Source organism: Desulfotomaculum copahuensis, from assembly GCF_001655685.1.
GTDB classification, from domain to species: Bacteria; Bacillota; Desulfotomaculia; order Desulfotomaculales; family Desulfovirgulaceae; genus Desulfotomaculum_G; species Desulfotomaculum_G copahuensis.
Window position 1 is genome coordinate 145,528 of sequence record NZ_LYVF01000013.1, and the last position, 13,939, is coordinate 159,466.

13 protein-coding genes and 1 pseudogene are annotated in these 13,939 nt (G+C 62.2%); 5 read left to right on the top strand and 9 right to left on the bottom strand.

Annotated features, from left to right (window positions below):
- Positions 1-158 precede the first annotated feature (158 nt).
- Positions 159-287 (top strand): hypothetical protein, encoded by a 129-nt coding sequence (locus tag A6M21_RS19220; RefSeq protein ID WP_282434520.1) that lies wholly within the window; start codon positions 159-161, stop codon positions 285-287.
- Here A6M21_RS19220 and A6M21_RS02025 read toward each other — a convergent pair.
- The 7 genes from A6M21_RS02025 to A6M21_RS02065 form a co-directional block, all read right to left on the bottom strand.
- On the bottom strand, positions 264-1,379 hold the full coding sequence (locus A6M21_RS02025; RefSeq protein WP_066666225.1) for a DUF3866 family protein: 1,116 nt from the start codon (positions 1,377-1,379) through the stop codon (positions 264-266). The two genes, A6M21_RS19220 and A6M21_RS02025, sit on opposite strands and share 24 nt — an antisense overlap.
- Before the next feature lie 443 nt (positions 1,380-1,822).
- Positions 1,823-2,935 (bottom strand): M20/M25/M40 family metallo-hydrolase, encoded by a 1,113-nt coding sequence (locus tag A6M21_RS02040; protein ID WP_066666228.1) that lies wholly within the window; start codon positions 2,933-2,935, stop codon positions 1,823-1,825.
- Position 2,936: 1 nt separating this feature from the next.
- A complete protein-coding gene (locus A6M21_RS02045) occupies positions 2,937-3,494 on the bottom strand; it encodes a 2-oxoacid:ferredoxin oxidoreductase subunit gamma family protein (protein WP_066666229.1) in 558 nt (185 codons plus the stop codon).
- Complete coding sequence (locus A6M21_RS02050) at positions 3,495-4,238, bottom strand: thiamine pyrophosphate-dependent enzyme (RefSeq protein WP_201721817.1); 744 nt, start codon at positions 4,236-4,238, stop codon at positions 3,495-3,497.
- Positions 4,238-5,302, bottom strand: a complete 1,065-nt coding sequence (locus A6M21_RS02055; RefSeq protein ID WP_066666231.1) for a 3-methyl-2-oxobutanoate dehydrogenase subunit VorB — start codon at positions 5,300-5,302, stop codon at positions 4,238-4,240. The genes A6M21_RS02050 and A6M21_RS02055 overlap by 1 nt, the downstream gene beginning before the upstream one ends.
- On the bottom strand, positions 5,295-5,516 hold the full coding sequence (locus tag A6M21_RS02060; protein ID WP_066666293.1) for a 4Fe-4S binding protein: 222 nt from the start codon (positions 5,514-5,516) through the stop codon (positions 5,295-5,297). The genes A6M21_RS02055 and A6M21_RS02060 overlap by 8 nt, the downstream gene beginning before the upstream one ends.
- A gap of 299 nt (positions 5,517-5,815) precedes the next feature.
- Positions 5,816-6,499 carry a nucleotide-binding protein gene (locus tag A6M21_RS02065; protein ID WP_066666294.1) on the bottom strand — a complete coding sequence of 228 codons (684 nt, stop codon included), beginning with the start codon at positions 6,497-6,499 and terminating at the stop codon, positions 5,816-5,818.
- A gap of 321 nt (positions 6,500-6,820) precedes the next feature.
- On the opposite strand from A6M21_RS02065, the gene pstS reads away from it, so the two are divergent.
- The 4 genes and pseudogenes from pstS to pstB all read left to right on the top strand — a co-directional run bounded on the left by pstS (position 6,821) and on the right by pstB (position 10,511).
- Positions 6,821-7,909, top strand: a complete 1,089-nt coding sequence (gene pstS / locus A6M21_RS02070) for a phosphate ABC transporter substrate-binding protein PstS (protein WP_078060313.1) — start codon at positions 6,821-6,823, stop codon at positions 7,907-7,909.
- Positions 7,910-7,939: 30 nt separating this feature from the next.
- Positions 7,940-8,833, top strand: a pseudogene (gene pstC / locus A6M21_RS02075) (phosphate ABC transporter permease subunit PstC); the annotation flags it as partial.
- Complete coding sequence (pstA, locus tag A6M21_RS02080) at positions 8,821-9,735, top strand: phosphate ABC transporter permease PstA (RefSeq protein WP_201721814.1); 915 nt, start codon at positions 8,821-8,823, stop codon at positions 9,733-9,735. The pseudogene pstC and the gene pstA, both read left to right, overlap by 13 nt.
- Before the next feature lie 5 nt (positions 9,736-9,740).
- Entirely contained in the window at positions 9,741-10,511 is a 771-nt protein-coding gene (gene pstB / locus A6M21_RS02085; protein ID WP_066666234.1) for a phosphate ABC transporter ATP-binding protein PstB, read from the top strand.
- 109 nt (positions 10,512-10,620) lie between these two features.
- Here the strand turns inward: pstB and A6M21_RS02090 are convergent, their stop codons facing one another.
- Positions 10,621-12,930: a GGDEF domain-containing protein gene (locus A6M21_RS02090; protein ID WP_066666235.1), complete on the bottom strand. Its 2,310-nt coding sequence runs from the start codon at positions 12,928-12,930 to the stop codon at positions 10,621-10,623.
- Between the two features lie 169 nt (positions 12,931-13,099).
- On the bottom strand, positions 13,100-13,936 hold the full coding sequence (locus tag A6M21_RS02095) for an MraY family glycosyltransferase (protein WP_066666296.1): 837 nt from the start codon (positions 13,934-13,936) through the stop codon (positions 13,100-13,102).
- Between the last annotated feature and the right edge of the window lie 3 nt (positions 13,937-13,939).

Here is a 13,939-nt window from a genome sequence, read left to right on the forward strand (position 1 = left end):
AAAGCACTCCCGGCTTACATACATTGAAAACAGCGCGGGGGCGCAAGCCGGCCGGTAACCACCGCTCCACGGGGCCGGCACATTTTGTCCAGCCGTGCCGGACATGCCCCCGCCCGCCGACCGGTGTCCGCGGCACAAAAATACGGGAGATGATTGTGATGCAAATCTATTTTTCTTCCCGGTCGTTATTTATTAAAGGCCGGATCAGGGAGGTCTGCGCCCTTTTAAAGGAATACGGCCGCCGTTACCGCACGCTGCAGGATCTAATCAACTCCAGGTTGAACTGAAGCGGCCGGCCGGCGGCTTGCATAAAGCCCGGCGGCGTAAATTCCCGCCGCTCCGGCGGCCAGAAAGAATTCACGGTCCTGCTCCACACTCCGGCCCATGGTGGTCACCCGGATGCCGTATTCGTGCAGCGCCTCCAGCGCCGGGCCGCCGTCCACCTCCACCAGTTCGTGCCTTTCCGCCAGGCCGCCGGCCGTCAGTTGCCGCCGCACCAGTTGCGCCCGGTCCGGCTCCATTACCGGCAGCGGGATGGTGCAGGGGGCCAGCGCCACCAGGCCCAGGGCGGTACGGGTGTGATGGCTCAAGCCGTGGTGGCGTTCCCGGGGATCGGCGAAGCTGATGCGCGGTACGGCCACCGGCCGGCCGCCAAGCACGTGCACGGCATTGACCACATCACCCTGCTCCAGGCCGGTAAAGCCGAACTGCGATCCAGTGCCGGTGATCCCCGGCCCCATGGCCGCCACAATGATGTCCGCCCCGGCCACCCCTTTGGCCGCCAGCAGGCCGCTGTACACGTTCACCGCTTCGAAGTCGCCGCCAAAGGCATGGCCGCAGGTGACAGTGGCGGCCAGCAGGCCCTTTGCCTTCAATTCGGCCGCCAGGCGGCTCAAGGGCAGGGGCAGCGCCCCCCCGTCGGTCATCAGGTAAACCAGCCGGGCGCGGCCGCCGCTCATTTTATGTACCGCCGCCGCCACCGGCGCGATCATGCTGTGCAGTTCCGCCACCACCACCGGTATGCCGTCCAGGAAGGCGGTATCCCGGTAAAGTGAATTGGCCGGGTGCTCCGCTTCTTCCACGGCCAGTACCTTGACCTGGCTGGGCGTATAGCGCGCCTTCATGATGTGGCCGTGAACGGCGGCATCCCTGCGGCGGCAGTTAATATTGGCCATAATAAAATGGGTACCCCCGGTACCCAGTTTTTTGTGCACTGCCGTGGTGTTCAGAATCACTTCGTCTCCCGGGTGCACCGGTCCGGTCAGCCGGCTGTAATTGACGGCCCGTTCCTCCCGGCCGTCCACCGCCACCGTCACTTCATCAACCTGCGCGACGCTGGAAATAATACGCAAAACCCGTCCCGTGCGAATGCGGATCATATCAGTACCCCCATCATGGAAACCCGGCCGGCTCCCGGCGCAACGTCCCGGCGCCGGGAAAACGGTTGGCCGGGCGTTGATGCGGCTGCAACCGGAATGAAGCCGGCGTCACCACCTGGACACCGGTATATAGCGGGATAAAAAAGCGGCTGCAACCGGTAAAGCAACACCGGCAGTCCGCCCTGGCAGCCGGCATGTGCCCCGGACAGCAAAGCGGCTAAGCAGGTGTAATCCGGCAATGCGGCCGCCAAAGGCCCGCTTTTACCCGGCATGCCGGCCGGTAAAATGGTTGCAGCCGGCAAAAGAGGCACCGGGCAGTCCGCCACTGGACGCCGCCGCAAAAAGCAGCGCCGGCCGCGGCCCGGCACCGGGCGGTAAAACCGCCGCCGTCTGATGAAACCGCAGACGGCCGTACGAATTAGTATACCCCGTTCCGGCCGGCACTATGCCTGCGCCCGGCGGATTATCTCCACCAGCCAGCGGGCGCTGTCCACCAGGTCGGCCACCCGGATGTATTCCTCCGTGGTATGCACCTTTTGCATGGCGATGCCCAGGTTGGCGGTGGGGATGCCCTTCTGGTTGAAGATGTTGGCGTCGCTGCCGCCGCCGGTTTTCACCAGTTCCGGTTTAAAACCGAGCCGGCCGGCCGCTTCAACCGCCACCTGCACCACCGGGTCGGACGGCGCCAGGACAAAGCTCTGATAAAGGGTTTCCGTGGAGATGTTCACGGTGGCGCCGAATTCCGCCGCCGTCTCGCGCAGGATGCGGCAGACGGCATCCGTCAGCGCCCGCCGTTTGGCGCCGTCCAGGCTTCTGGTTTCGCCCAGCAGGTTGCAGGCGTCGGGCACGATGTTGATCGCCTTGCCGCCGGAAATGACGCCGATGTTGGCCGTTGTATCTTCTTCCAGCCGCCCCAGCGACATGCGTGCGATGGCATGCGCGGCCACCTGGATAGCATTGATCCCGTCCTGCGGGTTGACCCCGGCGTGTGCCGCCCGGCCGCGCACCAGGGCGCCGATCTTGTCCTGGGTGGGCGCCTGTGTGACAATGCAGCCCGGCCCGCCTTCGCCGTCCAGCACAAAGCCGAGCCGTGACTGCATCCGGCTCGTATCAAGCTGTTTGGCCCCCCACAGGCCGCTTTCCTCGCCGATGGTGAAAACCACTTCCAGGCCGCCGTGGGTGATTCCTTCCTCCCGCACCACCCGGACCGCCTCCAGAATGGCGGCGATACCGGCCTTGTCGTCGGCGCCCAGAACGGTGTCGCCGGAAGAACGCACCACGCCGTCCGTCACCACCGGGTGCACGCCCCGGCCGGGCTCCACCGTATCCATATGCGCCGACAAAAGCAGCGGCGCGTCGCCGCCGGCTGCCGGCAGGACGGCGATCAGGTTGCCCGCGCCGCCGGTGGACTGTCCGGCGCCGTCTTCCCGCACGGAAAAGCCCATCTTCTCCAGCCTGGCGGTAAGCACACCGGCCACGGCCCGCTCGCTGCCGCTGGGACTGTCGATTTGGACCAGTTCCAGAAATTCCGCCAGTATCCGCGATTCGTTGACCATTTTATCGCTTCTCCGTTCCTTTTTCCCGCATCAGTTCCCGGCCCAGCTCCAGCGCCCGGCGGTTGACGGGAATCAAATCGTGGTGGTGGGCGGGCAGGACTTTGCGCAGCGACTCCTCCACCGCGTCGATGGACACCACGCCGGTGATTTCCAGCAGGGCGCCCAGAATGATATTGTTGGCCACCTTGCTGTTGCCGATTTCTTCGGCCAGTTCGTTGGCCTTGATATATTCCACCCGCACATCGGTGCGCCTGGCCTTGATGTCAATCAATGAGCTGTTCACCAGGATCAGTCCGCCCGGCTGCACATCCGGTTCAAACTTTTCCAGGGAGGGCCGGTTCATGGCGATCAATGTGGTTGGTTCACTGACCACCGGAGAGCTGATCGGGCGGTCGGCGATGGTTACACCGCAGTTGGCCGTGCCGCCGCGCATTTCCGGGCCGTAGGACGGTATCCAGGCCACGTGCCTGCCCTCCAGCATGCCGGCGTAGGCCAGCAACTGCCCGGTGGACAGCACGCCCTGACCGCCGAACCCGGCGATGAGAATGGCTTGAAACATTTATATCTCCTCCGGTGCTTTGTATTCCCCCAGGGGGTAGTAAGGAACCATGTTATCCGCCAGCCACCGGAGAGCCTCGTCCGGCGCCAGACCCCAGTTGGTGGGACAGGCGGAAAGCACTTCCACCAAAGTAAATCCGTGGCCGGCCATCTGCACTTCAAAAGCCCTCTTGATCGCCTTTTTGGCCTTGACCACATTGGCCGGATTGTGCACCGAAACCCTGGCGATATAGGCCGCTCCGTCCAGCACGCCGAGCATCTCGCAGATTTTCACCGGGCTGCCGTTCAGCTCCCGGTCCCGGCCGTAGGGGGTAGTGGTGGTTTTCTGGCCGATCAGGGTGGTCGGCGCCATTTGACCGCCGGTCATGGCGTAGATGGCATTGTTGATGAAGATGACGGTGATTTTTTCGCCCCGCGCCGCCGCATGCACCACTTCCCCGGTGCCGATGGCGGCCAGGTCGCCGTCCCCCTGGTAAGTAAAGACCACCCGGTCCGGCAGCACCCGCTTGATGCCCGTGGCCACGGCCGGCGCCCGGCCGTGGGAGGCCTCGTACATGTCGCAGTCGAAGTAGTTGTAGGCGAAGACCGAGCAGCCCACCGGCGCCACGCCGATGGTGCGGTCGAATACGTTCAGTTCGTCGATCGCTTCGGCCACCAGCCGGTGCACAATGCCGTGCGTGCAGCCGGGACAGTAGTGTGTGGGCACATCCTTCAAAGTGCGGGGGCGCGTAAAGACTTTCTGCATCATTTGGCTTCACCTCCGGCCAGGATTTTTTGCACTGCCGCGTAGACGTCGCCGGCCACGGGCAGCATGCCGCCGCAGCGGCCGTAAAAATATACCGGGCGGCATTCCCGGGTGGCCAGGCGCACGTCCTCCACCATTTGGCCCATGCTCATTTCCACTGTTAAAAAGTGGGCGGCGGTGGCCAGAAGAGGCTGGAAGGCCTTGACCGGAAAAGGCCACAGGGTGAGCGGACGGATCAGCCCCACCGCTTTGCCCTCCCGCCGGCAGCGGTCAACCACCGCCTTGCACACCCGGGCCGCGGTGCCGAAAGCCACCAGCACCAGTTCCGCGTCCGCGGCGAGGTAGTCCTCCCAGCGCTGCTCCTCTTTTTCCATTGCGGCGAATTTTGCAGCCAGGCGGATGTTGTGCTTTTCCAAATCCTCCGGCACAATGTACAGGGAGTTGATCAAATGTTTCTCCCCGCCCGTGCGCCCGGTGGCCGCCCAGGGCCGGGGCGGAATCCGCACTTCTTTTTCTTCGCCCAGTTCCACCGGTTCCATCATCTGGCCGAGCACGCCGTCCCCGGCCAGCATGACCGGGTTGCGGTAGCGGTCGGCCAGATCAAAGGCGTCCTGCATCAGGTCGATGATTTCCTGCACCGAAGCCGGCGCCAGCACGATCATCCGGTAGTCGCCGTGGCCGCCCCCCCGGGTGGCCTGGAAATAGTCGGACTGGGCGGGGGCGATGTTGCCCAGACCCGGGCCGCCGCGCATCATGTTCACAATCACACAGGGCAGTTCGGCTCCCACCACATAGGAGATGCCTTCCTGCATCAGGCTGATGCCCGGTCCGGAGGACGAGGTCATCACCCGGGCGCCGGCGCCGGCCGCGCCGTAGACCATGTTGATGGTGGCCACTTCGCTTTCAGCCTGCAGGTAGACCCCGCCCACCTGGGGCATGCGCTTGGCCAGGTAATGAGGCAGCTCGCTCTGGGGAGTGATCGGATAGCCGAAAAAATAACGGCAGCCGGCGCGCACGGCGCCTTCACCGATGGCCTCGTTGCCTTTCATCAAAATTTTAGCCAACCTTTTTCGCCTCCTTTTCCACTTCAATGACCAGATCCGGGCACATACGGGCGCAGGTGGCGCACCCGGTGCATTTTTCCGGTTCACTAACGGTGGCCGGATGGAAACCCATGGCGTTGATATGGCCGGACATAGTGATGATGCCCTTGGGGCAGAAGACGGCGCAGAGCCGGCAGCCCTTGCACCTCTCCTCATGGAATGTTACGCGCGCAATAGCCAAAAAAATTCCCCTCCTTAGTTTGGAAAAAAAACTGCGCCAGTTTTTTCCGAATGCGCCATCCCTGGCCGGCTTCCTTGGACCGGAAAGCAAGGAACGCATTCTTTATATGGGTGCAGTCAAACCGCCCGCAATCAAACCGGCACGCGTCCGCTTGCCCTGGACGCCGGCCGGCGTCCGCCGGAACAAATTTGGACTGCGGCCGTCCGGCCGGGTATTTCGCTGGAAAACTGCCACAAGGGCAAGCAGTCGCTGCTCCCGGGATGCCGGAGTAAAAACCGGCTGGAGATCCGGTCCTATTCTCCGGACCAGGGCGGCTGCATGTACAGATCCAGGGGCAAAACCGGTATATCCGCACCCAACCGCTCCTGCAACTCACCGGCCAGCGCCCGCCGGGCGGTGGCCAGCACTACGGGCAGGGACAGCCGGCGGGCGGCCTCCTCCACCACCCGGTGCCCGCCCAGCACCGTGTCCAGATCCGTCTGCCGGCCCAGGTTGGTATTGCTCACCAGGCCGGTCACCGTCAGACGGGAGGCTTTTTCAATGCTGCGCAGGTGGTTGATAATCCCGTCGCTGTCCCGGGTGAAGGGGCGGCAGGCATTGATCACAAACCACAGGTGATATGAACCGTCCGGCAGGTTCGGTTTGAACCGGCCCAGGGCTGTGGCGCCCACATCGTCGCCACCCACGTCGAAGACGCCGTACCGCCGTCCGTCCTCCAGCACGCCGCAGATCGCCGGCGGCAAGGCCGGCAAGTCGGCGCCGGCCCACTCCCCGCGCGGGCAGATCACCGTCAGCCCTTCGCGCTCCAGTTCCTCCCGCACCAGGCGGGTGCGGAAATAAGGGTTGACCACATCCAGATCCACCACGGAAACCGGCAGCCCCCGCTCTTTCAGCCGGCGGGCGAAATTCACCGCCAATTCGGTCTTGCCGCTGCCCAGGCTGGCGGTAAAAATGGTCAGCCGGCGCAAATTTTTCACAAACAAACCGTTCCCCGCCTTTCCCCGGCAATCAGCCGGTGTTTTGCCCGTTCATATACGGCAACAACTCCGGTATCACCAAAAAAACCTGAAGATAAGACATTCGACAGTAAATTTAGAATTCCTACGCACCGAAGGGAAAAAGAGAAAAAACCGGCCGCTGGCAAAAGTATGACCATTTTCATCAACATAGCAAACAACGCTACTTTAGTCCCATTGTGCTGGATATTTAATCCTGTCATAACCCCGGGTTAACATTGCAGCTGTACAATTGGATCCGGGACAACCTGCCGGATGATTTTGGGTAAAGGGGGCAAAGACATGTTCAGGAAGCTTTCCCTGGTGATGTTGAGTGCTTTTCTGTTGCTCCTGCCGCTGAGCGGGTGCGGCCGGCAGGCCGCCGGCCCGCCGGGAAGCGGCGGGAAAACCGTTCTGCTGAACGGAGCGGGCGCGACCTTTCCCTATCCCCTTTATTCCCGCTGGATTGACACCTACGGCCAAATGCACGCCAATGTGAAAATCAATTATCAGCCCATCGGCAGCGGGGCGGGAATCGAACAAATCACTAAAAAAACCATTGATTTCGGCGGCAGTGATGCACCGATGAGCGACGCGCAGCTAAAAGCGGCGCCCGGCGAGATTCTGCACATCCCCACCGTGCTGGGGGCGGTGGCCGTCACTTACAACCTGCCGGGCTTGACCGGGCATCTCAAGCTGACTTCCGCCGTCCTGGCCGGCATCTACCTGCGTGAAATCAAAAAATGGAACGACCCCCGCCTGACCGCGCTCAATCCGGAACTGAACCTGCCGGATCAAAACATCCTGGTGGTGCACCGCAGCGACGGCAGCGGCACAACCAATATCTTCACCGATTATTTAAGCCGGGTCAGCCCACAGTGGCGGGAGCGGGTGGGCAAGGGCACCGCCGTCAACTGGCCTACCGGAATCGGCGGCAAGGGCAATGACGGGCTCTCCCGCCAGGTACAGGCCAACCCGGGAGCGATTGGTTATGTGGAACTGTCCTACGCGCTGCTTAACAACCTGCCCTACGCCCTGCTGCGCAACAGTGCCGGGCGGTTCGTCGCCCCCACCCTGGAAAGCATCACCGCGGCCGCAGCCGGGGCGGCCGCCCGGATGCCGTCCGACCTGCGTGTTTCCATCGTTGACGCTCCGGGTGAAAATGCCTACCCGGTTGCCGGCTTCACCTACATCCTGGCCTACCGGGAGCAGGCCGACCCGGACAAGGGGCGGGCACTGGCCGATTTTCTCTGGTGGGCGGTGCACGACGGGGAAAAGATGGCCCGGGAACTGGTTTACGCCCCCCTGCCGCCGGAAGTGGTCACCAGGGTGGAGCAGAAAATAAAAAGCATATCCTGGCAGGACAAGCCTTTACTAACCGCGAAGGAGTGAACCCCGGTTAACAGGAATGACCGCGTTTTTTGGGGAGTGACATTGATTTGCGCCATCGGACTGCTCGGCCTGGTTTTGCTGATGGTGATTTTGATCTGGCAGGCGGCCGGCCCCTCGATCAAAGCTTTCGGGTTTTCCTTCTTCTTCACCCGGGAATGGGATCCCGTGCACGGACGGTTCGGCGCCCTGCCCTACATTTACGGCACACTGGTTTCCACCCTGCTGGCCCTGCTGCTGGCCGGTCCGGTCAGCCTGGGAGCGGCCGTCTACGTGGCTGAATTCGCCCCCCGGAAGATTAAAAATATACTCGGTTTCATGATTGATCTGCTGGCTGCGGTGCCCGGCATCATTTTCGGGTTATGGGGCAACTTTGTGCTGTCCCCCTGGCTGGCCGGTTCGTTAGAGCCCCGGCTGGAACACTATTTCGGCTTTCTGCCGCTGTTTCGCGGTCCGGCCACCGGCGTCGGCATGCTGGCGGCCGGAATCATTCTGGCAATTATGATTTCACCGCTGATCACCGCCGTTTCGCGCGAGGTGCTGGAGATTGTTCCGGCCAGCCAGCGTGAGGCCATGATCGCCCTCGGGGCCACCCCCTGGGAGGTGGTCCGCCGGGCCGTGCTTCCCTACGCCCGCACCGGCATCGTGGGCGCCTTCACCCTCGGGCTGGGCCGGGCGATCGGGGAAACCATGGCTTTAACCATGGTCATCGGCAACCGTCCCCAAATTTCCGCGTCACTGTTCGCCCCGGCCTACACCATGACCAGTGTGATCGTCAACGAGTTTACCGAAGCGGTGGAACCGCTGCATCTGGCCGCGCTGATTCACATCGCGCTGGTGCTTTTTCTGGTCACCCTGCTGGTCAACACAGTGGCCCGCCTGATGATCTATCTAATGAACCGGAGGGTCAAAAAATGGACCGTTTAGGAGCGGCCGGGTACCGGGAAACAAATGAAAGGGACATGGGGAAAAGCGGCATTTCCCTGTATTCCGGCCGGTGGCGTCAAATCCATTGCCGGATGATGACGGGCTTGTGCGCTTTAGCCGTTCTCACTCTGCTGGCCGTTTTGTTGATCATCATGACCTACATTTTGCTCCAGGGCATCCCCGGTTTGAACTGGCAGTTTTTCACCAGGCCGCCGGCGCCGGTGGGCCTGCCCGGCGGCGGGGTATACCACGCCATCACCGGCAGTCTGGTGCTGGTCGGCCTGGCCTGCCTGATCGCCATTCCCTGGGGCGTGGCCGCGGGCATATTTCTGGCCGCACCCCGGCGGCCCGGCCCGCTTGCCGCACTGGTCCGCTTCACCGCCGACGTGCTCAGCGGCGTTCCGTCGATCACCGCCGGCATCTTCATTTATACACTGGTGGTGGTGCGCATGCATACTTTTTCCGCCCTGGCCGGCGGACTGGCCCTGGCCATCGTCATGCTGCCGGTGGTGACCAGAAACACAGAAGAAATACTGCGCCTGGTGCCCCGGGGGTTGCAGGAGGCCGCCCTGGCCCTGGGCATTTCCTGGTGGCGGGTGATGCTGCATATTGTCCTGCCCACGGCGGCCCGGGGGGTGGCCATCGGCATCACACTGGCCATGGCCGGCGTGGCCGGCGATCCGGTGCCCCTTTTTTTCACCGCCCTGAACAATAACCACTTTTCCCTGGACCTGACCCAGCCCATGGCCTCCCTGCCGATGGAAATCTTCCGTTACGCCGCCGGTCCTTTCGTCACCTGGCACCGTCTGGCCTGGTCGGGGGCGCTGGTCCTGATCGGCATCATTCTGCTGCCCATGTTACTGGCCCGCATTATTCTGCCCGGTTACCGGATCAGGAGGTGAAAACCATGTCATACAAACTGCGGGTCGAGGCGTTGCAGGCCTGGTACGGCCAACACCAGGTGCTCAAGGGAATCAGCATGCCCATCCGGGCGAATACGATCACAGCCGTGATCGGCCCGTCCGGATGCGGCAAATCAACCTTCATCCGCTGCCTGAACCGCATGCACGAAGTTGTCCCCGGCACCCGGGTGGCGGGACGGGTGTGGCTGGACGGCCGGAACATCTACAACGGCATAAACGCGGTGGAAGTGCGCCGCCGGGTGGGAATGGTTTTTCAAACCCCCAACATCTTCCCGGCCATGTCCATTTTTCAAAATGTGGTGGCGGGTCTTTACTTGAACGGGATACGCGGCCGGCGCCAGCTGCAGGAACGGGCGGAGAACTGCCTGCAACAGGCCGGTTTGTGGGAAGAGGTGCGTGACCGGCTGCACGACACGGCCGCCGGTTTGTCCAGCGGCCAGCTGCAGCGGCTGTGCATCGCCCGGGCGCTGGCCGTGGAGCCGGAAATCCTGCTCATGGACGAACCCTGTTCGGCGCTGGACCCGATTGCCTCGATCCGGATCGAGGAGTTGATGCGTGAACTCAAAGCAAGCTATACGATCATCCTGGTCACGCACAACATGCAGCAGGCCGCCCGCGTTTCCGACTACACCGCCTACCTTTGCGACGGTGAACTGGTGGAATACGAATCGACGCCGGAAGTGTTCATCCGTCCCAAGGACAGCCGCACGGAAAACTATATCACCGGCCGGGGGGCGGATACCAGGCCGCTTTGACCGCCGCCCGCCGCCGCCCCGCCACCTTGCCGGCGCCGCAGTGCGCCGCATTTTCATTATGGCAACCGCCTGACGAAAGACGCTCACCGGTGCCGTCCGGCAAGCGCTCTCAGTCCCTGTGCTGCCGCCGCTCCCGGACAAAAACGCTCCCCTCCCGGGACTTGGCGTATTTTTTCAATCCGGCGGCGACCCGGGCCAGTTCCTCCGGACCGGCGTACTGCCCGGGCCGGCAATCAATCAGCGCCAGGGAAATGGTCATCAGGGGCAGCTGCACCGGCCGGCCCTGCCGGTCACAGGTATCAATGAAGCCCTTTTCCCTGTCCTCCGGATCGTAAAGTGAGGTAATCAACCGGTCGAATTCTGCAATGACGCCCCGGCAGACTTCCTCCGCCGCTTCCGTCACGGTGACGATAATGAAATCATCCCCGCCGATGTGTCCGACCAGGTCACCGGGCCGGCCTGAACGGGCCACCGTTTCCACCATGATATCAGCGGTCAGCTTGATCGCCTGGTCCCCCCGTTCAAACCCGTAGCGATCGTTGAAGCTTTTGAAGTGGTCCAGGTCGGAGTAGATCACGCTGAAGGGCCGGCCCTCACCCAGCCGGTTGAGTAATTCGGCGTCGATCTGGCGGTTGCCCGGCAGACCGGTCAACGGATTGGCAAAGCGCGCCGTTTCCACCTGCAGGCTGGTGATTGCGTCCAGCAGCTGACGCACGGAAACCAGCCCCAGGTAAGCGCGGTTTCTGGTCACGATAATGGAGTCGTACACTTTCAGATCCGGACGGCCCATGGCCGCCTGGCTGACCACCTCCACCGGGGAGTCGTCCTCCACCGTCAGCGGCCGGGCATCCATGACCAGCGAAACGGGACGCTCGTGGTAAATGGCAAAACCGAACTGCGTGCCGAGCTGGTTGAAAAGCTTGTCCCGCATGACCAGACCGACCGGCGCACCGGCATCGTCCAGCACGGCCACCCCTTCCACCCGGGGATGTTCGGTGAAGAAATCAACCAGTTCCCGGGTCATGGTGCCGGCATGGACGGCGGCCCCGGAACTGGGTATGCTGCCCACCGGCACCATCCCCCCCGGACGGAAGCGCTGGCTGGTAACTTCGGCCGGACACGCCAAATGGCGGACGGCCGCCGGTGAAAGCGCCGGGGGCGGACAGGCCGGCCGGGCCAGGAAAAATCCCTGCCCCAGGGGTATGCCGATTTTGCGCAGGCGGGTCAATTCCTCACTGTTTTCAATTCCCTCGGCGATTACCCGGCTGCCTGTTTTTTCGGCAAAGGTAAGGAATGTTTCGACCAGAATGCGTTTGACCGGATTCTGATCCAGTTCCCGGATCAGCGAAAGATCCAGCTTGATGTATTCCGGCTGCAGTTCGGCCACCGCCTGCAGGCTGGAATAACCGGAACCGGCGTCATCCACCGCCACTTTGAAACCGTGCCGGCGGTAAGTTTCCAGGGAACGTTGAAAAGCCTGGAAATTCTCAATACCCGTCCTTTCCGTGATTTCCAGCACCAGCCGTTCCGGTCTGATCCCCAGTTCGTCCAGGCGGGCGTTGATTTCGTCCGGGTGGAAGGCGGGGTCGTAGATGATCTGGGGACTGATATTCAGAAAAAGCACCTGTTTCCGCCATTCACCGGTCCACCCGGCCAGCGCCTTTTCCCGCATGATTTTTTCCAGAGTATACAACTGGTTGTTCTTTTCGGCAAAAGCCAAAAGGTTGAGGGGATTGGCGAAAAAAGAGTCCTCCGGACCCCGGCTCAAGGCTTCGTAACCGAATATACGCCCTGAATCCAGCGCCACCACCGGCTGATAAACCACGCGGATGTCCCGGTCCGCCAACAGTGCGCTGAATCTTTGCCGCCGTTCCACTTCCAGCACGTTCAGCTCTCCCTTGGCCACCCGCACTGCCTCTTTATAGGCGTTATAGTGGGCTTTTTCCGGATTTTCCTTTTCCGGCATGATTACGCTGTAACCGACGTGAAAATTGAGCGTAAAGGGCACGGGACGGGCGCACTGCCGGTTCAACTCCACCAGCAGCCGCTCACTGACCTGCGCCGCCAGGCGGGCCAGTTCCGCAACCGGAGGCTGCGTCCGGCCGGGCGAATGAAAATAAATCACCAGATCATCACCCCAGCGACGGTACTCCAAAAAAGAGTACGGCCCGGGCAGGAAGGCCGCCCGGGTCCGGACCAGGCGGTCCAAGGCGGCCAGCACCTGCCGGCAGTACAGACCGCCGTAGATCTGTTCGGTAAGCTGGAATTCCTCTATGTCCAGGTAAATAATCCCCACCCACTGATCGCGCTGCAACAATTCCGGTATGCGGGAAGACACGGACAGGCCGGCGTAACTCCACCGGGGCAGGTTCAGTTTATCAAAAAGTTGTGCCACCTTGATGCCAATGCCGGTAATCATAAGCTCACTCCCGGTGCGGAAAAATAAAAAGCAGCCTTGCCGCTCTTATTTTATCAGGGAATTGTTAAGTCGTTGTTATTTAGATTTTAATTTTCCGGCGGCACGTCAGTGAGGCCCTTGCGGTGGCGGTTTTCAGATCAGCAAGGGCAAACGGTTATCCTTACCGGCGTCAATTCCGGCCCCAGCGGTCGAGGCGGTCCAAAACGGGAATTCCGGCAATGAAAGCGGTGAGGGAATATTTTTCGGCAAAAAGATGCAAGGCGACCAGAAGCCCCAGGTAAACCAGCTTCACCGGCGCCGGCAGCACCCAGACCGCGGCCAGGCCGAGGACCGCTCCCAGGGCGTTGGCCCCGGTGTCGCCCATCATCGCTTGCGCGTGCAGGTCCACTTTGAGGTAAGCCAGCAGGCTGCCGGCCACAAGCAGGACGAAAAACAGCTCCGGTTTGCCCCAACCGGCCGCCAGGAGCAAAACCGCCACCAGCAGAAACCCCTTGCCGGCGCGGCCGGGTCGCAAATCAAGCAGGTTGACGGCATTGACTGAAAGCACCAGCACCAGCGCATTGACCGGAATCCAAGTCCAGGGGCCGGCGGCGGCCGACAAAAGCAGCGCAATCACGCCGCCGCCTACCGCTTTCAGCGCCCCGGTGGTCAACCTTCCGCGGCACAGGCTGAGCAGGTGCCCTTTCAGTCCAGTGGTGGTCCGGGACCCCCAGGCATCATCGACCAGACCGAGGCAGGTAAAGGCCGTCAGCGCAAGCAGAAAAAGCATGGCCGCCGGCTGCAGGACGGCCGGCAACAGAAGATAAAACAGTGCCACGCCGCCCACCCCGCTGAGGGCGAAAACCATGCCCACCCCGAGGGGAATGCAGTCACCGCGGAAATTGGGCCGCACAAAACCGGCCCCGGCAATCACGTGCATCATGCCGGGTAAAAGCAAACGGGTGAACATCGCCCCGGTCAGCGCGGCCAGCGCCAGCGCCACGGGAAAAGGCAAAACAGTAAACATATT

What these genes read in the sequence shown, in the direction of transcription:
- pstA (WP_201721814.1), top strand. Translation starts at nt 8,821, where the DNA reads ATGGACCGTTTAGGAGCGGCCGGGTACCGGGAAACAAATGAAAGGGAC.
- A6M21_RS02045 (WP_066666229.1), bottom strand. Translation starts at nt 3,494, where the DNA reads ATGTTTCAAGCCATTCTCATCGCCGGGTTCGGCGGTCAGGGCGTGCTG.
- pstB (WP_066666234.1), top strand. Translation starts at nt 9,741, where the DNA reads ATGTCATACAAACTGCGGGTCGAGGCGTTGCAGGCCTGGTACGGCCAA.
- A6M21_RS02040 (WP_066666228.1), bottom strand. Translation starts at nt 2,935, where the DNA reads ATGGTCAACGAATCGCGGATACTGGCGGAATTTCTGGAACTGGTCCAA.
- A6M21_RS02025 (WP_066666225.1), bottom strand. Translation starts at nt 1,379, where the DNA reads ATGATCCGCATTCGCACGGGACGGGTTTTGCGTATTATTTCCAGCGTC.
- A6M21_RS19220 (WP_282434520.1), top strand. Translation starts at nt 159, where the DNA reads ATGCAAATCTATTTTTCTTCCCGGTCGTTATTTATTAAAGGCCGGATC.
- A6M21_RS02050 (WP_201721817.1), bottom strand. Translation starts at nt 4,238, where the DNA reads ATGCAGAAAGTCTTTACGCGCCCCCGCACTTTGAAGGATGTGCCCACA.
- pstS (WP_078060313.1), top strand. Translation starts at nt 6,821, where the DNA reads ATGTTCAGGAAGCTTTCCCTGGTGATGTTGAGTGCTTTTCTGTTGCTC.
- A6M21_RS02090 (WP_066666235.1), bottom strand. Translation starts at nt 12,930, where the DNA reads ATGATTACCGGCATTGGCATCAAGGTGGCACAACTTTTTGATAAACTG.
- A6M21_RS02095 (WP_066666296.1), bottom strand. Translation starts at nt 13,936, where the DNA reads ATGTTTACTGTTTTGCCTTTTCCCGTGGCGCTGGCGCTGGCCGCGCTG.